We start from the raw sequence: 17,650 nt of genomic DNA on the forward strand, positions 1-17,650 counted from the left end.
CCAACGCCTCGCATCGCTAAGGCTGCGGCTCCGACGCTGGGGACGACATCACATGAAATTGCTCGCCGGGAACAGCAACCCGCCGCTGGCCCGCTCGATCGCCGATTATCTCGAGCTGCCGCTGACGCAAGCCAGCGTCCGCCGCTTCGCGGACGAGGAGATTTTCGTCGAGATCAACGAGAATGTCCGCGGCGAGGACGTCTTCGTCATTCAGTCGACCAGCTATCCGGCCAACGACAATCTGATGGAGCTTCTGATCATGATCGACGCGCTTCGCCGCGCGTCTGCTTCGCGGATCACCGCAGTGCTCCCTTATTTCGGCTATGCGCGTCAGGACCGGAAGCCGGGCCCGCGAACCCCGATCTCCGCCAAGCTGGTCGCCAACCTCATCACCGTCGCCGGAGCAAGCCGCGTGCTTACGATGGATCTTCACGCGGGGCAGATCCAGGGCTTCTTCGACATTCCCACCGACAACCTCTTCGGATCGCCGGTGATCGCAGCCGACATCCGCGCGCGCTTCTCGACCGACAAGCTGACGATGGTGTCCCCGGACGTCGGCGGCGTGGTCCGCGCGCGAAGCCTGGCCAAGAGGCTCAACAACGCCCCGCTGGCGATCGTCGACAAGCGCCGTGAGCGCGCCGGCGAATCGGAAGTGATGAACATCATCGGCGACGTTGACGGCCGGACCTGCATCCTGATCGACGACATCGTCGATAGCGCCGGCACCCTGTGCAACGCGGCGGCCGCGTTGAGGCAGCAGGGCGCTACCGACGTCTTCGCTTATTGCACTCACGGAGTGCTCTCCGGAGGCGCGGCCGCGCGCGTCGGAACGTCGGAGCTAAAGGAGCTGGTGGTCACCGATTCGATCTGGAGCGGCGAGGCGGACGTCAAGGGCGGCAAGATCCGCCGGCTGACCGTCGCTCCGCTTCTCGCCGAAGCGATCAAGCGGATCGCCGACGAAGCGAGCGTTTCCAGCCTGTTCGACTGATGTGCAATCTTTACCGGATCGAGAAGAACCCCGACGCGATCCGCCGGTTGTTCGACGGCGTCCAGATCCCGCTGACCTTTCCCGAAGGGATCCCGAACCTTCAGCCGGCGGACATCCACATTACCGACAAGGCGCCCGTCGTCCGCTGGGCGAACGACCATGCGGAGCTTGTCATCCGCCGCTGGTCGTGGCCCGCGCCGACGGGCAAGCCGGTGTTCAACATGCGGTCCGACGGACGCGAATTCCCCAAGGACCGCTGCCTGGTGCTCGCCGACGGCTTCTACGAATATACCAAGCCCGACGACCCCAAGCAGAAGCGCAAGGCCTGCTGGCTGTTCCGCCCAAGCGAGGGGCAGGAGTTCGCAATCGCCGGCCTCCTTCGCCCGAACCCGCAGGTCGGCGAGGCGTTCACGCTTCTGACCGGCCCGCCGGGGCCTGACGTGGAGCTCTACCACAACCGCCAGATCGCGCTCCTTGGACCGAACCAGTGGCGCTCCTGGCTCGACGGGAGCGCCAGGTCGCTCGATCTTCTGCATCCGACGCCCGCCGGGAGCCTCGATGTCGCGGCCGCCTGACACTTTTTGGCGCGCACGCGTTTAGCGCTCATGCCAACAGTCCTGATCACAGGCGCGAACCGAGGAATCGGCCTTGAGTTCGCCCGCCAATATTCCATCGACGGCTGGGATGTCGTCGCCACCGTCCGCGACGGAAGCGGCGAGCTCGACAAGCTCGGAGTCCGGGTCGAGCATCTCGACATGCGCGACCTCGACGCCGTCACGCATTTCGGTGAGCATCTCGATTCGCTGGACCTACTGATTGCCAACGCGGGCACCTACGGGCCGAAGTCAGTCATGTCCGAGCACGACGGCGAGGGCTGGTTGGAGACCTTCGCGGTCAACACCGTCGCGCCGTTCCTCCTCGCCCAGTCGGTTCTTGAGCGAGTGGCCCGCGCGGACGGCAAGCTGGTCGCGATCAGCACCAAGATGGGAAGCATCGAAGACAACACATCAGGCGGCTACATCGCCTATCGCTCGTCCAAGAGCGCACTCAACTCCGCCTGGAGGAGCTTGGCGATCGACAATCGTGGCCGCGTGACCTGCGCTGTCCTCCACCCCGGCTGGGTCCAGACCCGGATGGGCGGAAGCTCGGCCCCGTTAAAGCCGGAAGACAGCGTCGCCGGCATGCGCAAGGTCATCGAAGGGCTGGGCCCCGAGCAGTCCGGCCGCTTCTTCGGCTACGACGGGTCGGAGATTCCCTGGTAGTTGCGCAAAATCGCCTCCGCCTCTATAGGCGCGGCCTTTCCAGCTTAGTGGAAAACCCAATGGCCCGGCCGGAAGGCATGCCGTGGCGATTGGACAACGTCGCGTCCCGCGGGACGCAAAGGAGACGAAAATGCCCAAGCTCAAGACGAAGAGCGGCGTGAAGAAGCGCTTCAAGCTCACCGCCACCGGCAAGGTGAAGCATGGAGTCGCCGGAAAGCGCCACCGGCTGATCAGCCACAACGCCAAGTACATCCGCCAGAACCGCGGCACAGAGATCCTCGCCGACGCCGATACGGCGCGCGTGAAGCTCTGGGCGCCCTACGGCCTGAAGTAAGGAGCGCTAGACAATGCCACGCATCAAACGCGGCGTGACGACGCGCGCCAAGCACAAGCGGATCCTGGAACAGGCGAAGGGCTATTACGGCCGCCGCAAGAACACGATCCGTATCGCCCGCCAGGCGGTCGAGAAGGCCGGCCAATACGCCTATCGCGACCGCAAGGTGAAGAAGCGGAGCTTCCGCGCTTTGTGGATCCAGCGGATCAACGCCGCCGTCCGCGCCGAAGGGCTGACCTACGGCCAGTTCATCCACGCGCTGAAGCTCGCGAACATCGACCTCGACCGCAAGGTCCTGGCCGACATCGCGATGCACGAGGGCGAGGCCTTCAAGGGCATCATCGCCCAGGCGAAGGACGCGATCGACAAGAAGGAAAAGGCGACCGCTTAAGCGGCTTCGCCAGCGAAGAACGAGGGCGCCGGGAGCGATTCCGGCGCCCTTTTTCGTCGCCCCGCGATGTGCGCCCACACCCTGGGGGAACCGCCTGTCCCGACGCGCATTAGCTCATTGAGCTTCGTTTCGGGGCGATAACGGGAGAAGGGGCTTGGCTGACGAACGAAGAGCGGTCACCCGGGCCGGGATCCACCCGCTCCATGCCTTCCTTCTGGCAGGCTGCGCGCCGTTGTTTCTGGGCGCCCTGCTCAGCGACTGGGCCTATTCGTCCACTTACGAAATTCAGTGGACCAATTTCGCATCATGGCTCCTCGTCGGGGCGCTCATTCTCGCCGGTTTCGCGCTGCTCTGGGCGCTGGTCGATCTTCTCCACGCAGACCGCAGCTGGCGTGGCCGGCCGCTCATCTATTTCTTCGTCCTACTGGCCGCGTGGGTTCTCGGATTCGCGAATGCGCTGGTTCACGCCAAGGACGCCTGGGCCAAGATGCCCGAGGCGCTGATCCTGTCGGTCATCGTCGCGATTCTCGTGCTGGCGGCATGCTGGCTCGGCTTCTCCAGCTGGCGCTCGGGAGAGGTGAAATGAGACTTCTCGCGCCACTAGCCATCGCCGCGGCGTCGATTTCCCTATCCGCGTGCGGCAACACCAACTCCAACCCCAACCAGTACGGCCCCAGCCCGACGCTGCCCGGTCCGCATCGCGGGCTTCTGCCGACGATGAAGATCGCCAACCCCTCCGGCTGGGGCGATCAGCGGCCACAGGTGCCGGCCGGCTACACGATCAGTGCGATCGCGACCGACCTCAAAATTCCCCGGCAGATGCTTGTCCTTCCGAACGGCGACATCCTGGTCGCGGAGGGACGCGGCGGGGGCGAGTCGAAGCTGACACCGAAGGACTTCATCGCGAGCAAGCTCAAGGCGCAGGGTACCAGCCCTGTGAAGGGCGGCGATCGGCTGACCCTGCTTCGCGACGCTGACGGTGACGGCACCTACGAAGGGCGCACCGTTTTCGCCGACAAGCTCAACGCGCCCTACGGTCTAGCGCTTGTTGGCAACGCTCTCTACGTCGCCGACCAGGACGCGCTTCTTCGCTTCGATTATCGCGCCGGCCAGACGCGGGCGAGCGGGCCGCCAGTCGTTCTCACCCCCCTGCCGTCGGCGGTCAATCACCACTGGACGAAGGCGCTGACCGCCAGCCCTGACGGACGCTTCCTCTATGTGGGCATTGGTTCCAACAGCAACATCACCGAGCGGGGAATGACGGTCGAGACCGACCGAGCGATGGTCTGGCAGGTCGACGCTCAGACGGGCGCCCACCGGCAGTTCGCCACCGGGCTTCGCAACCCGACTGCGCTAGCCATCCAGCCGGGCACGGGACAGCTGTGGGCGGTGGTCAACGAGCGCGACGAGATCGGCCCGAACCTGGTCCCCGATTATCTGACCTCGGTTCGCGAGGGCGGATTCTATGGCTGGCCCTACAGCTATTGGGGACAGCACGTCGATGATCGCGTTCGCCCGCAGAATGCCGCCAAGGTCGCCAGCGCCATCGTCCCCGACTACGGCCTCGGCAGCCATGTTGCCGCGCTCGGTGTCGCTTTCTCTTCACCGGCGATGGGCGCTCGCTTCGCCGACGGCGTGTTCGTCGGAGAGCATGGAAGCTGGAACCGGACTCCACCCTCGGGCTATCGCGTGGTCTTCGTTCCCTTCAGCAACGGCCGCCCGTCGGGACCGCCGATCGACTTCGTCACAAACTTCATGGGCAAGGACGGAAAGACGCGAGGACGTCCGGTGGGGGTCACTGTCGACCCCAAAGGCGCGCTGATCGTCGCCGACGATCTGTCAAACACCATCTGGCGTGTGACTCCCGCGAGCCCGGCGCCGACGCAGCGATGATCGAGCCGGGCTAGGTTTACTAACCCAGCCGCTCGTAAGCGGGCAGGGTCAGGAATTCCACGAAGTTGTCCGAGACGACCATGTCGCGGAAGAGGTCGGCGGCCTCGTCGATGTCGGGAATGTCCTGGAGAAGCCCGACCTCCTCGTCGAACAACTGGTCGAACAGGTCGAGGCCGAAGGTTCGACCGTCATCCAGCTCCGCGTCGAAGTGAAGCCACTGCCATAGCTGGGCGCGGCTGATCTCGGCCGTCGCGGCGTCCTCCATCAGACTGTAGAGCGGCACCGCGCCCCTCCCGCCAAGCCACGCGGCGAGGTACTGGACTCCGACGCGGATATTCTCGCGGGCACCGGCCTCGGTGCGCGGGCCGGTGTGAAGCTCTAGCATCTCATCGCGGGCGGGGACGTGCTGCGGCATCTTCGATAGCTGGTTGGGGCCGTCCATCGCCTCGAACGCTTCCATCGCGACCGGCACCAGCGCCGGGTGAGCGACCCAGGTGCCGTCGTGGCCGTTGCGCACTTCGCGAAGCTTGTCTTGGCGCACCTTCTCCAGCGCCGCCGCATTGGCCTGCTCGTCGCCCTTGACCGGGATGAAGGCAGCCATCCCGCCCATCGCGTGGGCGCCGCGGCGGTGGCAGGTGGCGATCAGGCGCAGCGAGTAAGCGGCGAGAAAGGCCTTATCCATGGTCATCGCCGAGCGGTCGGGAGTCAGCCTCTCATGCGACCGTCCCAGCCGCTTGATGGTGCTAAAGATATAATCCCAGCGGCCGCAGTTGAGGCCGACGATATTCTCCTTCAGCACATAGAGAATCTCGTCCATCTCGAACGCGGCCGGGATCGTCTCGATCAACACCGTGCACTTGATCGTCCCGCGCTCGAGCCTCAGCCTGTTCTCGGCGAGCGCGAAGACGTCGCTCCACAGCTTCGCTTCCTCCATGCTCTCGAGCTTGGGAATGTAGAAATAGGGGCCCGAGCCGGCGGAGAGCGCGCGGCGCGCATTGTGCCAGACGTAGAGTGCGAAATCGAAGAAGGCGCCGGCGACCGGCTCCCCATCGACCGTGACATGATCCTCGGACAGATGCAGCCCGCGCGGCCGGACCATCAGCACAGCGGGATGCTCCTTGACCGCATAGTGCTTGCCGCTGTCGGGATCGGTGTAGTCGAGGCGCCTCAGCCAGTGGTCGCGAAGGTTGACCTGCCCCTGCACCAGCTCGTCCCACATCGGCGAGGTCGCGTCCTCGAAATCCGCCATGAAGACCTTCGCGCCGCTGTTGAGCGCGTTGATCAGCATCTTGGCGTTGGTCGGGCCGGTGATCTCAACGCGGCGATCCTGAAGATCCGCGGGCGCCGCCGCGACCTTCCAGCCGCCGTCGCGAATATCGCTCGTATCCTCGCGGAAGTCCGGTAGCTCACCGGCATTGAACCGCGCCTGCCGATCCATCCGCGCGTCGAGCAGGGCCTGCCGTCGCGTGTCGAAACGCTCGTGAAGATCGGCGACGAACTCCAGGGCGTCGTCGCTGAGGGCTTCCCTTGCTCCCGGCACCCCCGACGGCTCGGCGACGATCCGCGACCTTTCGAGCACATCATTCATAGGCGCACCGGCTCCACGCAGATGGTGTAGCGCTCCGTAGCTCCGCGATGATCGCGGAACGTCAGGCGCTGCCACTCCATGCGCGCTTTGACCTCGTCGTTGAAGGGGCCGCTGATTTCCTCGGTGCCGGGAACGACCTCGTCGAACTCGCAGTCGCGGAATTCGCCGCCAATGACCCAGTAACGCTGTCCCATCGCCTTGCTCCTTCTATTCGGCTGCAACGAATTGTGCGGATTCGGTGGATTCCTTGAGAGCCACCGTCGACGACTGGCCGCCCGAGATCGCGGTAGCGACAGCGTCGAAATAGCCGGTGCCGACTTCGCGCTGGTGGCGCGTTGCCGTGTAGCCGTTGGCCTCGCTCGCGAACTCCGCCTGCTGGAGCTCGGAATAGGCTGCCATCCCCCGGTCGCGGTAACCGCTAGCGAGCTCGAACATCGAATGGTTGAGGCTGTGGAACCCGGCCAGAGTGACGAACTGGAAGCGGTAGCCCATCGCGCCCAGCTCCTGCTGGTAGCGGGCGATGGTGCCGCGATCGAGGTTCGCCTCCCAGTTGAAGCTGGGCGAGCAATTGTAAGCGAGCATCTTGCCCGGGAAATCGCGGCGCACGGCCTCCGCAAAGGTGCGGGCCTGCTCCAGGTTCGGCTTGCTGGTTTCGAACCAGAGCAGGTCCGCGTGGGGAGCGAAGGCCTTTGCCCTCGCGATGCAATTATCGAGGCCGGTTCCGTCGCGGAGGCGGAAGAAGCCCTCGGCCGTGCGCTCGCCCGTGATGAACGGCGCGTCGCGATCGTCCACGTCCGAGGTGAGTAGCTTGGCGCTTTCAGCGTCGGTTCGCGCGACGAGGATCGTCGGCACTCCGGAAACGTCGGCGGCAAGCCGCGCCGCGTCGAGGTTGCGGATCGCCGCCTGGGTGGGGATCAGCACCTTGCCGCCCAGGTGGCCGCACTTCTTCTCGCTCGCCAGCTGGTCCTCGAAGTGAACGCCGGCGACGCCCGCCTCAATATAGGCCTTCATGATCTCGAAGCAGTTCAAGGGCCCGCCGAAGCCGGCTTCCGCGTCGGCGACGATCGGTGCGAACCAGTCGCGTTTCGCTCCGCCCTCGGCATGCTCGACCTGGTCGGCGCGTTGAAGGGCGCGGTTGATGCGCTTGGCGAGCTCGGGGCCGGTATTGGCCGGATAGAGCGATTGGTCGGGGTACATCGAGCAGGCGGTGTTGGCGTCCGCGGCAGCCTGCCAGCCCGAAAGGTAGATCGCCTTGAGCCCGGCGCGGACCATCTGCATCGCCTGGTTGCCGGTCATGGCGCCGAGAGCGCGCACCGGTTCTTCGGACTTCAGAAGCTCCCACAGCCGGAGCGCTCCGCGGCGGGCCAGAGTGTGTTCGATGGGGATCGATCCGCGAAGCCTCAGCACATCCTCGGCCGAATAAGGCCGCTCTATGCTATCGAACCGGCCTGCCGGCGCCGATACGACCTCGCTGAAATCACCCATCGCCGCTCCCTTTCCCTGTCTGACGGGAGCATCAAACCGCAACTGAGTTGAAAAAGATGCACAGAAAGAGGCGCATGTGTCAGCGCGCGACTTGTAAATTCTGTAAATTGGTTCACAAATTCACAAGTGGCTGGACGCAAGCTCTTTCTCGGTGCGCGGCTGAAGCGGCTCCGGCGCGAGCGTGGGCTCAACCAGAATGCGATGGCCGCCGATCTCGGGATTTCGCCTTCGTACCTCAACCATCTGGAGCGCAACCAGCGGCCTGTAACCGCCGGAATCCTGTTGCGCCTCGCGGAAGCGTTCGACGTCGACATCAAGACCTTCGCAGCAGAGGGCGGGGAGTCGGCGGGCCCCGATCAGCTCGCCGAAATCTTTTCCGATCCGATGCTCACCGGCCTTGGAGTGACTCGGATCGAGCTGGTCGAACTCGCCGACAGCGCTCCCGCCATCGCCGACGGCATCGCCCGCCTCTACACCGCCGTCCGTGAGCTTCAGCGGCAGCCGGCCGACGAAGCCGGTTCCGATCCGCGCGTACTGATCACGCCCGAGACCTGGGTGCGCGATTACATCCAGGCGCAGCGCAACCATTTCCTCGAGCTCGAAGAGGGCGCGGAGACGCTGGGCGGGGCGCTTGGCGATCCGCTGTCCGTGGCCGAGGCGCTTCGGCGGCGGCTGAAGGAGGCGTGGGGAGTCGACTCGCGGGTCGTCGATCCGGAGATGCTGGAGGACGCGAGCCAGCATTACGATGCGCAACGCCGAGCCTTCATGCTCTCCTCGCTCCTCCGGCCGGAGAACCGCACCTTCGGCCTCGCTTATCAGCTGGCGCTTCTCGAATTCGCGCCCCTGATCGAGCGGCTGGTGGAAAGCGCACGGCCGCCGGACGCCGGAAGCCGGCACCTGCTCCACATGAGCTTCGCCAATTATGCGGCCGGGGCGATCATGATGCCCTACGGCCGTTTCCTGCGCTCGGCCGAGGAGCATCGCTACGCGCTCGACCGGCTGTGCGGACAGTTCGGGGCGAATATCGAGCAGGTCGCGCACCGGATCACCACGCTTGGCCGCTCCGGCGCACGCGGCGTGCCCTTCTTCATGCTCCGGGTCGATCCGGCCGGGAACATCTCCAAGCGCTACGCCGGCGAAAGCTTCCCCTTCTCCCACTTCGGCGGAACCTGCCCGCGCTGGCACCTCCATGCCGCGTTCCAGACGCCCGGCCAGACGATCCGCCAGCTGATCGAGACACCCGACGGCCAGCGCTATTTCACCATCAGCCGGACGATCGAGCGGCCAATCCGCCCGGACCTTCGCGATGATGCGCTGCTGGCGATCGGGCTTGGCTGCGACGTCCGCTACGCACCGCGGATCGCTTATGCCGACGGCCTCGACCTGGTGAACACTCCTGCGACTCCGGTTGGGCCCGCCTGCGCCATCTGCCCGCGAATCGGCTGCGCTTATCGGGCGACGGCTCCCGCTGGGCGCAAGCTCGCGGTCGAGGAGAACCGCAAGACCATCTCGCCCTATCCATTCGTCGCCAGCTAGGGCGCTACCGGCTCCCGCTCGAATGCGGCGCGGTCCCATTTCGCGAGGTTCGCTGCGGCATCGTAGGTGGAATGAAGGAACTCGGCGAGCATCCGGTCCGGATCGTCGGCGGCCTGCACGTCAGCAAACGGAAGCACGAACTCGGAATAGGTCTCGTCGAAATGGCCGTGGGCCACTTTCGCTGTCCGATACCCCTCCGGCTCTGGATAGATGTAGCTGTAGAAGAAGGGCTCGGCCGCAGTCGCGCCGCCCGCCCAGAAGCCGGCGCTGGTCACTTCGTGACTATAGGCTTCACGCGTGATCCGGTCCGGAAGCCCGGGCACTCCGCCGGGGTGGTTGGGCGCCATCCGTCCCGAAAAGCGGCTGGTCGCGAGGTCGAAGCTTCCCCACCAGAAATGCACCGGGCTCGCCTTGCCGATGAAGCCGGCGCGGAAGCGAGCGAACACCGGCATCATCGCCGCGAGCGCTCCGCGGAAACGTTCCGCCGAGGCGCGGTCGTAATTTCGTGGCTGGTTGTCATCGGCGAACGGCAGTGCATCCGGAATCTCGTTCGGAACGCCGTTGAAGGTTGAGGGCAGGCCGTGCCGGTCGAGCATGGCGATCAGCCGGCGATGAAGGGCCGCAATGCTGCCGGCATTGAGCGGGAGTTCCTCGCGACCGCCGTCGCTGACCCAAAGCACGATCGCGTGCCGGCACAGGTCGAGCGTGAGGGTGAACGTCCGGCCGCCGCTTGCTGCCGTCGGCAGGGTGGCGAGCCCGCGCGCGTTGGGCTGAAGCGCGACATGCCAGCCATGGTTCGTCCACGGCGCATGCGCGACGCGAACCTTGCCGAGCATCTGCGATGCGAGGTGCAAGACCGCCAGCGTCTCGTGATCGTGATCGACCGTCAGCTCGGGCCAGCGACTCATTTGCGCTCGACTAGCACACGGCTTTGCATTTTGCGCGGCAGCAAGGATAAGGCCGCGCCATGGCTGATAGCGAGCTTCTCGACCGGATCCGTTCCGCGCCCGACCTTGGCGCGCTTGATGCACTGCGCGTGTCGGCGCTTGGCAAGTCCGGATCGATCACCGCCCAGCTGAAATCGCTCGGCAAGATGAGCCCCGACGAGCGCTCCGCCGAAGCTCCCAAGATCCACGCAGCTCGCGAAGCGGTCACCGAAGCCATCGCGGCCCGCAAGGCCGAGCTTGAAGCCGCCGAGTTGGAGAAAAGGCTCGCGACCGAAAAGGTCGACCTGTCGCTTCCGGCGCCGGAGCGACCCCAGGGAACGGTCCACCCCGTCAGCCAGGTGTTGGACGAGCTTGCGGAGATTTTCGCCGACCTCGGCTTTTCCGTCGCCGAAGGGCCTGAGATCGAGGAGCAGTGGTTCAACTTCACCGCGCTCAACATGCCCGAGTTTCACCCGGCGCGGGCGATGCAGGACACCTTCTATTGCCGGCGCATCGGAGGCGATCCGGCAGAAGAAGCGCACGTCCTTCGCACTCACACTTCGCCGGTGCAGATCCGAACCATGACGTCACAGCCGCCGCCGCTTCGGCTGATCGCACCCGGCCGCGTCTACCGCTCCGACAGCGACGCGACCCACACGCCGATGTTTCACCAGGTGGAAGGGCTGGTGATCGACAAGGGCATCACCATGGGTCACCTGAAATGGACTCTGGAGACCTTCCTCAAGGCCTTCTTCGAGCGCGACGACATCGTGCTGAGGATGCGGCCCTCCTATTTCCCGTTCACCGAGCCGTCGGCCGAAGTCGACGTCGGCTGGTCGATGGAAAAGGGCCGCCGGGTCGTCGGCGGCTGCGAAGGCTGGATGGAGGTCCTCGGCTCGGGAATGGTCCACCCGAAGGTCATCGCCAATTGCGGGCTCGATCCGGATGAATGGCAGGGCTTCGCGTTCGGAACGGGAGTCGACCGCCTGGCGATGCTGAAATATGGGATGGACGACCTGCGCGCCTTCTTCGACGGCGACCTTCGCTGGCTCAAGCATTACGGATTCCGTTCGCTCGACGTGCCGACCCTGTCCGGCGGGGTCGGCGCATGAAATTCTCCCTTTCGTGGCTGAAAGCCCATCTCGATACGGACGCGTCGGCCGAGGAGATCGCCGAGCGGCTGACGAATATCGGCCTCGAGGTCGAGGAGGTCAGCAATCCGGCCGAGGCTCTGGCGCCGTTCAAGGTGGCGAAAGTGCTCACCGCGGCCAGGCACCCGCAGGCGGACAAGCTGCAGGTGTTGACGGTCGACGCCGGCGACGGTCCGATCCAGGTTGTGTGCGGAGCGCCGAATGCGCGCGCGGGGCTGCTGGGCGTGTTCGGCCCGCCGGGCGCCTACGTGCCGGGCAGCGCCATGACCTTGAAGGTCGCGGCGATCCGCGGCGTCGAGAGCCACGGCATGATGTGCTCGGTCCGCGAGCTTGAGCTTGGCGAGGAGCATGACGGGATCATCGAGCTTGCGGCAGACGCACCCGTCGGCGCCGCCTTCGCCGATTATGCAGAGCTCAACGATCCTGTGTTCGACGTTGCGATCACGCCGGACCGCGCGGACTGCATGGGGGTTCGGGGTATCGCCCGCGATCTCGCCGCTGCCGGCGTGGGCACGCTCAAGCCTCTTCATGTGCCAAAGATCGAGGGCAGCTTCGCTCCCCCGATCGAGATCCGGATCGAGGACCCGGAAGGCTGCCCTGCTTTCTACGGACGAGCCATCCGCGGCCTCGCCAACGGGCACTCGCCGGAGTGGATTCAGCGGCGGCTGAAAAGCGCCGGCCAGCGGCCGATCTCGGCGATCGTCGACATCACCAATTATGTGATGCTCGACCTTGGGCGGCCGAGCCACGCCTACGACGTGGCCAAGCTCGACCACGCCCTCGTCGCTCGCCGCGCACACGAGGGCGAGACGCTGCTCGCCCTGAACGAGAAGGAATATTCGCTTGACCCGACGATGACGGTGATCGCCGACGAAAGCCGGGTGCATGACATCGGCGGGATCATGGGCGGCGAGCATTCGGGCGTATCGGAGGACACCACCGACGTGATGCTCGAGGTTGCTTACTTCGATCCGTCGCGGATCGCGCAGACCGGGCAGAAGCTCGCTTTGACCAGCGACGCGCGGAGCCGCTTCGAGCGCGGTGTGGACCCTGCCTTCCTCGCCGACGGGCTCGACATCCTAACTCAGCTGATCCTCGACACTTGCGGCGGCGAAGCTTCACAGGCGCAGCTCGTTGGCGAGCCGCCCGTGGCAGCGAAGACGCTTCCCTTCGATCCGGATCGCACGCTTTCGCTTGGGGCCGTTGAGGTGGCCGAGGACCGGCAGCGGGCAATCCTTCTGTCGCTTGGCTTCGAGTTTGAAGGGGCGGCGAGCGTTCGCGTGCCGAGCTGGCGGCCGGACGTCGACGGGCCCGCCGACCTGGTCGAGGAAGTCATCCGAATCGTCGGTTACGACCAGATTCCGTCAACTCCGTTGGAGCGCGAGCCTGGGGTGGCGAGGCCGACGGCAACCCGGTCGCAGCTCGTCGAACGACGCGCCCGTCGCGCCGCTGCCGCTCGCGGCCTCGATGAAGCGGTGACCTGGAGCTTCATCTCCGAAGAGGAAGCTGCCCACTTCGACCCCGCCTGGCGGCTCGACAATCCGATCAGCGAAGACATGAAGGTCATGCGGCCTTCACTGCTGCCCGGCCTTGTCGCCGCCGCCGCCCGAAACATGGCCCGGGGAAGCTCGAGCATTCGTCTGTTCGAGATCGGCAGGCGCTACCTCGCGGAGGGCGAACGGCCGACCCTTGCCTTTGTGCTCGCCGGCAACCGGCAGGTGCGTAACTGGCAATCGGGCAAGGCAAAGCCGTTCGACGCATTCGACGCGAAGGCCGTGGTGCTGGCCATTTTGGAAGCGGCGGGCGCGCCGGTGGCCAGCCACCAGGTTTTCCCCGATGCGGGATCGAACTGGCATCCGGGCCGCTCGGCGAAGCTGGGTCTGGGGGCCAAGACCATCCTCGCAAGCCTCGGTGAGCCTCACCCGGCTTTGGCCAGGGCGCTCGACGCGCCGGAAGGCCTGGTCGCGGGCGAGATTTACCTCGACGCCATCCCCGAGCCGCGCAGTGCCGGTCGTACTCGCCCGCAGTTCGCACCGGCCGCGCTTCAGCCAGTCAGCCGCGATTTCGCCTTCCTGGTTCCGGCCGACCTGCCCGCCGACAATCTTGCCCGAGCGCTTCGAGGCGCGGACAAGAATGCGATAACGCAGGTTCGGTTGTTCGACCGGTTCGAAAGCGCGGACGGCCTGTCGCTCGCTTTCGAAGTGACGCTTCAGCCGGCCGACAAGAGCTTCACCGACGAGGAGATCGCGGCGATCTCGAAGGCGATCGTTGCTTCCGCGGAGAAGCTTGGGGCGAAGCTGCGGTCGAATTGAGCGCGTTTATCGCGGCGTGGACTCGAAATTCGATTTCCTGACGCGCCAGTCCCGCCGGGATCACCTCGCCAACCTTGAAGCGGATCACGCCGGGCTGCTTGAGCAGCCCCTTCGGCCATAGACGTCCACTGTCGACCGCGACCGGGACCACCGGGAGCCCGAGCGCGCGATAGAGGCCGGCGAAGCCGGACTGCAGCTCCGGCGATTCTCCGGGCGGCACCCGCGTTCCTTCGGGGTAGATCAGGACCGCGCGCCCTTGGGCGATCGCCGACTTGCCAGCGGCGATGAGCGAGCGGAGCGCTTTCGATCCGGCCTGGCGGTCGACGGGGATCACGCCGTAGCGGCGCGTCAGCCACCCGAAGAACGGGATTTGCGACAGCTCCCGCTTGAGGACGATCACCGGCGTGTTGGCCAGCCGGACCATCTCCAGCGTCTCGTACATCGACTCATGCTTGACCGCGATCAGCATCGCGCCCGGCGGAATCTGCCCTTCCACCTTTGGCCTTATGCCGAGAACGATCCGCGCCAGGCCTTTGTTGAACCCCGTCCAGGTCCGGACCAGCCACCGCGTTGTCGGATTTCCGAACAGGGTCGCGACGATGCCGGCAATCACGAAGACAACCGTCGCGGGATAGAAGATCAGCGCATAAATGAGCGAGCGAAGCGCCTGCATGCCTAGAGCTCGAAGACGACGGCGATCCGCCGGAGCAACAGCTTGTTATATTCGCCGAACAAAGTGACGAAGCGAGGCTCGGTGTGAACCGCGTCGGGAACCAGGCGATATTTGTCGCGCATCACCCGCCGGAATTCGTACCGCGCCCGACGCATGTGCCAGTCGCTCGTGACCAGCCGGAAGCTGCTGTAATGGTGCTTGTCCAGCCAGCGCTTCGCCTCCTCGGCGTTGGAGCGGGTGTCGACGGATTCGCTTCCGAGGTCGACGCAGCAGCCGACCAGCCGCTTGCGTCCGCCGAGCCTGTGCACCAGGTCCGCCTTCGTTACCGAAGGGTCCGTTCCCGAGATCAGCATTCGCTTGGCATAACCCTTGGCGAGCATGTCCACCCCGTGCTCGATCCGCCCGCTTCCGCCGGTGATCACCACGATCCCGTCGGTTCGGTTCCCGCCGGCGGACGAGCCCAATGTCACCGAAAAGACGATGAAGCCGATCAAATAGAGCAGCAGCACGATCGAGAAGAAACGGACGATCATAGGGTGGCGCGCAACGCCCTGAGCAGAGTCCAGTGCGCAACGGCAACGGCAATGACGACGGCCGCGACCGGCACCAGCCCCAGGATCGCGGCATCGGTCCAGGTCAGCGGACTTGTGGAGAGTTCGCCGGCGGCGGCGGCAACACCAGCGCCGAGCAGCAGCAGAACGGCAGCGGCGCCGGTCAACCCGACCAGCGCACCGACGACCGAATCAACCGCGATCTTGCGCTGGAACAGCCGCGTGACCTGGCTGTCAGTCGCGCCGATTCGGTGCATGATCTCGACGGTCCCCCGGTGCGTGTCGAGAGCGCCCCTGGCGGCGAGGATGATGGCCGCGGCGGTGGCAGCCGCCATCAGCGCGACGAGCGAAAGAGCGAGCCACTGGAGCCCACGGACCGGCGCCAGAAGCGGCGCGAGTTGGGCGCTCTCGGCGTTGATCCGCGCTTCCGGGACCTGCTTTGCAACTGCCGCCGAGACGGCCTCCGGATTGGCGCTCGGATCGAGATCGACCATCGCCAGCGCAGGGACCGGCAGGTCCGGCGCCGAGGCTTCCGCGCCCAGCCAGCGCTCGAGCGTGAGGCGCATCTCGCTTTCCGGCACCGGCGTAATATCGCGCACCCCGGGGACGGCTTTCGCTGCGGCAATTGTCTTGGGTAGCTGTGCCGCAGCCGCCGACGGCAGCTCCAGCACGTAACGCGCCTCCGCTGCACTGCTGACGCTGGAGGCTGCGTTGGCGAGCGCAAGGCCGGCGGCGGCAACGAGGATCATCGCGAAGGTCATGATCGCCATCAGCGCAACAGTCGGTCCGTGGAGCTTTTCGGCCGGGAGCAGCCTCGATTCGGGGCCTGACGCCCAGATCCGGTCAAGTATCACGGCCGCACCTCAATCCGGTCCATTCGCGGCGGGTTCCTCAGCGATCCGGTCGGGTCGACCAGAGCTCCCGAATCCAATCTCATGATCTCGGCGGCCGGGTTGGAGGCGATGAGGCCGAAGTCGTGGGTCGCGACGACGACCGTCGTGCCGAATTCGTTCATCGCGCTGAACAGGTGCATCAGGCGCTTGGCCATCTCGGCGTCGACGTTGCCGGTCGGCTCGTCGGCAACCAGGAGGTCGGGCTGGGTGATCACAGCCCGGGCGATCGCGACCCTTTGCTGCTCTCCTCCTGACAGGGTTGCAGGCCGGGCGCCGGCGCGGTCCCCAAGGCCCACCCAGTCGAGCATCTCGCGGACGGCCGAGCTGATCTCCGCCTCCTCCCGGCCGGCGATCCGAAGTGGAAGTGCGACATTGTCATAGGCCGAAAGGTGGCGGATCAGCCGGAAGTCCTGGAACACCACCCCGATCCGTCGGCGGAAGTCGGGGAGAAGCTCTCTCGGAGCCTCACTCAGATCCTCGCCGAACAGCCGGATCCGGCCGCGTGTGGGCCTCTGCGCCAGATAGAGCAGTTTGAGGAGCGAAGTCTTGCCCGCACCCGATGCACCGGTGAGGAAATAGAAGCCGCCCTTCGACAACGTAAAATCGAGATCGCGAAGCACCTCGGCGCCCGTCCCGTAGCGCAGTCCGACGCTTTCGAATTGAACCACCGACGCCAGAGCATTCCCTCCCGAACCGCCTCGGCTTGTCGCATGAGCCAGCCGCCTTGCCAACGCCTGCGCATTCCTGTTTACGCAAGGGCAATTAGCGGAGGCGCACGGCCAATGATCCTGACTTGCCCGTCGTGCGGGACCCAATATGCGGTCAAGGACGGCGCCATTCCGGAAGGCGGACGTAAAGTCCGCTGCGCTTCCTGCGGACATAGCTGGCACCAACTCCCCGAAGCCCCGGCTGCAGACGAAGACGTCGGATATCAGGCTCCGCCGGCCGACGCGCCAGAGCCGGGCGATCCGGCGGCGTTTGCGGCAGGCTTCCGCGAGCCAGCAGGAGGGCCGGAGGAGAGCGGCGACGACTATGACGAGGTGCCGGCCGAGCCCGGGCCGGCCGGTTACGACCGTGTCGAGCCGATACCTCCCGGCGCCGAGCTGGTGGAAGGTCCGGCGTCGGTCCCAGTCCCTCCGCCCGATGAGGACTCCTGGTTGGCGCCCACTACCTCCGAGGAGCAGTTTGAGCCGGAGAAGGAAATTCCGGACAACGAGGAAATCGCTGCAGCGGAAAGCGAGACGGGGGCGGACCGCAAGCGCAACTGGGTGATGGCCGCCATCATCGGCATCGTCCTGGTGGTGGCGATCGTCGGCGGCCTCTGGCTGCTCGCGCCCGATTCGGTTCGGCAGCGGATCGGCCTGGCAGCAACGACGCATAGTCCCCTGCAGATCGCCCCGGGAACTCCGGAAAGGCAAAAGCTCGCCAGCGGCAACGAGCTGGTGGTGGTGAGCGGGCGCGTCATCAACCCGAGCGGAGCCGCCCAGCAGGTGCCGCCGATCAAGGCCGAGCTTCGCGACAAGGCCGGAAAGCTCCTCTATTCTTGGGAGATTGCGCCGCCCACGCGGACTCTGGCGCCGGGCGCTACCGCGACTTTCAACAGCGCCGAGATGGACGTCCCTGCCAGCGGGCCTGACTCGACTGTTACGCTCACCCTAAAGGGCTGA

General features: G+C 65.8%; 19 protein-coding genes. 11 read left to right on the top strand and 8 right to left on the bottom strand.

Annotated elements, in window-relative coordinates:
* Positions 1–52: 52 nt before the first annotated feature.
* The 7 genes from LZ519_RS08620 (at position 53) to LZ519_RS08650 (ending at position 4,868) form a co-directional block, all read left to right on the top strand.
* On the top strand, positions 53–988 hold the full coding sequence (locus LZ519_RS08620) for a ribose-phosphate pyrophosphokinase (protein ID WP_249868270.1): 936 nt from the start codon (positions 53–55) through the stop codon (positions 986–988).
* Complete coding sequence (locus tag LZ519_RS08625) at positions 988–1,563, top strand: SOS response-associated peptidase family protein (protein WP_249868271.1); 576 nt, start codon at positions 988–990, stop codon at positions 1,561–1,563. Before LZ519_RS08620 ends, LZ519_RS08625 begins: the two co-directional genes overlap by 1 nt.
* Positions 1,564–1,593: 30 nt before the next feature.
* Positions 1,594–2,250, top strand: a complete 657-nt coding sequence (locus LZ519_RS08630) for an SDR family oxidoreductase (RefSeq protein ID WP_249868272.1) — start codon at positions 1,594–1,596, stop codon at positions 2,248–2,250.
* Positions 2,251–2,380: 130 nt separating this feature from the next.
* Positions 2,381–2,584, top strand: coding sequence for a 50S ribosomal protein L35 (rpmI, locus tag LZ519_RS08635; protein ID WP_249868273.1), 204 nt, complete (start codon positions 2,381–2,383; stop codon positions 2,582–2,584).
* Positions 2,585–2,597: 13 nt separating this feature from the next.
* Positions 2,598–2,975 carry a 50S ribosomal protein L20 gene (gene rplT, locus LZ519_RS08640; RefSeq protein WP_249868274.1) on the top strand — a complete coding sequence of 126 codons (378 nt, stop codon included), beginning with the start codon at positions 2,598–2,600 and terminating at the stop codon, positions 2,973–2,975.
* 154 nt (positions 2,976–3,129) lie between these two features.
* Positions 3,130–3,561 carry a DUF2231 domain-containing protein gene (locus tag LZ519_RS08645; RefSeq protein ID WP_249868275.1) on the top strand — a complete coding sequence of 144 codons (432 nt, stop codon included), beginning with the start codon at positions 3,130–3,132 and terminating at the stop codon, positions 3,559–3,561.
* A complete protein-coding gene (locus LZ519_RS08650; RefSeq protein ID WP_249868276.1) occupies positions 3,558–4,868 on the top strand; it encodes a PQQ-dependent sugar dehydrogenase in 1,311 nt (436 codons plus the stop codon). The genes LZ519_RS08645 and LZ519_RS08650 overlap by 4 nt, the downstream gene beginning before the upstream one ends.
* 19 nt (positions 4,869–4,887) lie before the next feature.
* On the opposite strand, the gene aceB is transcribed toward LZ519_RS08650, so the two are convergent.
* Genes aceB through aceA form a run of 3 tightly spaced genes read right to left on the bottom strand, consistent with a single transcriptional unit; the run spans position 4,888 to position 7,941 of the window.
* The gene (aceB, locus tag LZ519_RS08655) at positions 4,888–6,456 is read right to left on the bottom strand and encodes a malate synthase A (protein WP_249868277.1); all 1,569 of its coding nucleotides are present in this window, start codon (positions 6,454–6,456) and stop codon (positions 4,888–4,890) included.
* Entirely contained in the window at positions 6,453–6,650 is a 198-nt protein-coding gene (locus LZ519_RS08660) for a DUF4170 domain-containing protein (protein ID WP_249868278.1), read from the bottom strand. The genes aceB and LZ519_RS08660 overlap by 4 nt, the downstream gene beginning before the upstream one ends.
* Positions 6,651–6,663: 13 nt before the next feature.
* Positions 6,664–7,941 (bottom strand): isocitrate lyase, encoded by a 1,278-nt coding sequence (gene aceA / locus LZ519_RS08665; RefSeq protein ID WP_249868279.1) that lies wholly within the window; start codon positions 7,939–7,941, stop codon positions 6,664–6,666.
* A 126-nt stretch (positions 7,942–8,067) separates the two neighbouring features.
* Between aceA and LZ519_RS08670 the strand changes: the two genes are divergently transcribed.
* Positions 8,068–9,477, top strand: coding sequence for a helix-turn-helix domain-containing protein (locus LZ519_RS08670; RefSeq protein ID WP_249868280.1), 1,410 nt, complete (start codon positions 8,068–8,070; stop codon positions 9,475–9,477).
* Here the strand turns inward: LZ519_RS08670 and LZ519_RS08675 are convergent.
* On the bottom strand, positions 9,474–10,385 hold the full coding sequence (locus LZ519_RS08675) for a DUF5996 family protein (protein WP_249868281.1): 912 nt from the start codon (positions 10,383–10,385) through the stop codon (positions 9,474–9,476). The two genes, LZ519_RS08670 and LZ519_RS08675, sit on opposite strands and share 4 nt — an antisense overlap.
* 59 nt (positions 10,386–10,444) lie before the next feature.
* On the opposite strand from LZ519_RS08675, the gene pheS reads away from it, so the two are divergent.
* Entirely contained in the window at positions 10,445–11,515 is a 1,071-nt protein-coding gene (gene pheS / locus LZ519_RS08680; protein WP_249868282.1) for a phenylalanine--tRNA ligase subunit alpha, read from the top strand.
* Positions 11,512–13,866 (top strand): phenylalanine--tRNA ligase subunit beta, encoded by a 2,355-nt coding sequence (gene pheT / locus LZ519_RS08685; RefSeq protein WP_249868283.1) that lies wholly within the window; start codon positions 11,512–11,514, stop codon positions 13,864–13,866. Before pheS ends, pheT begins: the two co-directional genes overlap by 4 nt.
* On the opposite strand, the gene LZ519_RS08690 is transcribed toward pheT, so the two are convergent.
* The 4 genes from LZ519_RS08690 to ftsE are packed head-to-tail and all read right to left on the bottom strand — an operon-like array spanning position 13,784 to position 16,660.
* A complete protein-coding gene (locus tag LZ519_RS08690; RefSeq protein WP_249868284.1) occupies positions 13,784–14,539 on the bottom strand; it encodes a lysophospholipid acyltransferase family protein in 756 nt (251 codons plus the stop codon). The genes pheT and LZ519_RS08690 overlap by 83 nt on opposite strands.
* Positions 14,540–14,541: 2 nt before the next feature.
* Entirely contained in the window at positions 14,542–15,072 is a 531-nt protein-coding gene (locus tag LZ519_RS08695; RefSeq protein ID WP_249868285.1) for a YdcF family protein, read from the bottom strand.
* The gene (locus LZ519_RS08700) at positions 15,069–15,944 is read right to left on the bottom strand and encodes an FtsX-like permease family protein (protein ID WP_249868286.1); all 876 of its coding nucleotides are present in this window, start codon (positions 15,942–15,944) and stop codon (positions 15,069–15,071) included. Before LZ519_RS08700 ends, LZ519_RS08695 begins: the two co-directional genes overlap by 4 nt.
* Complete coding sequence (gene ftsE / locus LZ519_RS08705) at positions 15,941–16,660, bottom strand: cell division ATP-binding protein FtsE (protein ID WP_249868904.1); 720 nt, start codon at positions 16,658–16,660, stop codon at positions 15,941–15,943. The genes LZ519_RS08700 and ftsE overlap by 4 nt, the downstream gene beginning before the upstream one ends.
* Before the next feature lie 105 nt (positions 16,661–16,765).
* Between ftsE and LZ519_RS08710 the strand changes: the two genes are divergently transcribed.
* The gene (locus tag LZ519_RS08710; protein ID WP_249868287.1) at positions 16,766–17,650 is read left to right on the top strand and encodes a zinc-ribbon domain-containing protein; all 885 of its coding nucleotides are present in this window, start codon (positions 16,766–16,768) and stop codon (positions 17,648–17,650) included.

It is taken from the genome of Sphingomonas anseongensis (assembly GCF_023516495.1).
GTDB lineage: Bacteria > Pseudomonadota > Alphaproteobacteria > Sphingomonadales > Sphingomonadaceae > Sphingomicrobium > Sphingomicrobium anseongensis.

What these genes read in the sequence shown, in the direction of transcription:
- LZ519_RS08690 (WP_249868284.1), bottom strand. Translation starts at nt 14,539, where the DNA reads ATGCAGGCGCTTCGCTCGCTCATTTATGCGCTGATCTTCTATCCCGCG.
- LZ519_RS08695 (WP_249868285.1), bottom strand. Translation starts at nt 15,072, where the DNA reads ATGATCGTCCGTTTCTTCTCGATCGTGCTGCTGCTCTATTTGATCGGC.
- LZ519_RS08625 (WP_249868271.1), top strand. Translation starts at nt 988, where the DNA reads ATGTGCAATCTTTACCGGATCGAGAAGAACCCCGACGCGATCCGCCGG.
- LZ519_RS08630 (WP_249868272.1), top strand. Translation starts at nt 1,594, where the DNA reads ATGCCAACAGTCCTGATCACAGGCGCGAACCGAGGAATCGGCCTTGAG.
- pheS (WP_249868282.1), top strand. Translation starts at nt 10,445, where the DNA reads ATGGCTGATAGCGAGCTTCTCGACCGGATCCGTTCCGCGCCCGACCTT.
- LZ519_RS08620 (WP_249868270.1), top strand. Translation starts at nt 53, where the DNA reads ATGAAATTGCTCGCCGGGAACAGCAACCCGCCGCTGGCCCGCTCGATC.
- aceB (WP_249868277.1), bottom strand. Translation starts at nt 6,456, where the DNA reads ATGAATGATGTGCTCGAAAGGTCGCGGATCGTCGCCGAGCCGTCGGGG.
- aceA (WP_249868279.1), bottom strand. Translation starts at nt 7,941, where the DNA reads ATGGGTGATTTCAGCGAGGTCGTATCGGCGCCGGCAGGCCGGTTCGAT.
- LZ519_RS08710 (WP_249868287.1), top strand. Translation starts at nt 16,766, where the DNA reads ATGATCCTGACTTGCCCGTCGTGCGGGACCCAATATGCGGTCAAGGAC.
- LZ519_RS08660 (WP_249868278.1), bottom strand. Translation starts at nt 6,650, where the DNA reads ATGGGACAGCGTTACTGGGTCATTGGCGGCGAATTCCGCGACTGCGAG.
- pheT (WP_249868283.1), top strand. Translation starts at nt 11,512, where the DNA reads ATGAAATTCTCCCTTTCGTGGCTGAAAGCCCATCTCGATACGGACGCG.
- rpmI (WP_249868273.1), top strand. Translation starts at nt 2,381, where the DNA reads ATGCCCAAGCTCAAGACGAAGAGCGGCGTGAAGAAGCGCTTCAAGCTC.
- LZ519_RS08650 (WP_249868276.1), top strand. Translation starts at nt 3,558, where the DNA reads ATGAGACTTCTCGCGCCACTAGCCATCGCCGCGGCGTCGATTTCCCTA.
- LZ519_RS08675 (WP_249868281.1), bottom strand. Translation starts at nt 10,385, where the DNA reads ATGAGTCGCTGGCCCGAGCTGACGGTCGATCACGATCACGAGACGCTG.
- rplT (WP_249868274.1), top strand. Translation starts at nt 2,598, where the DNA reads ATGCCACGCATCAAACGCGGCGTGACGACGCGCGCCAAGCACAAGCGG.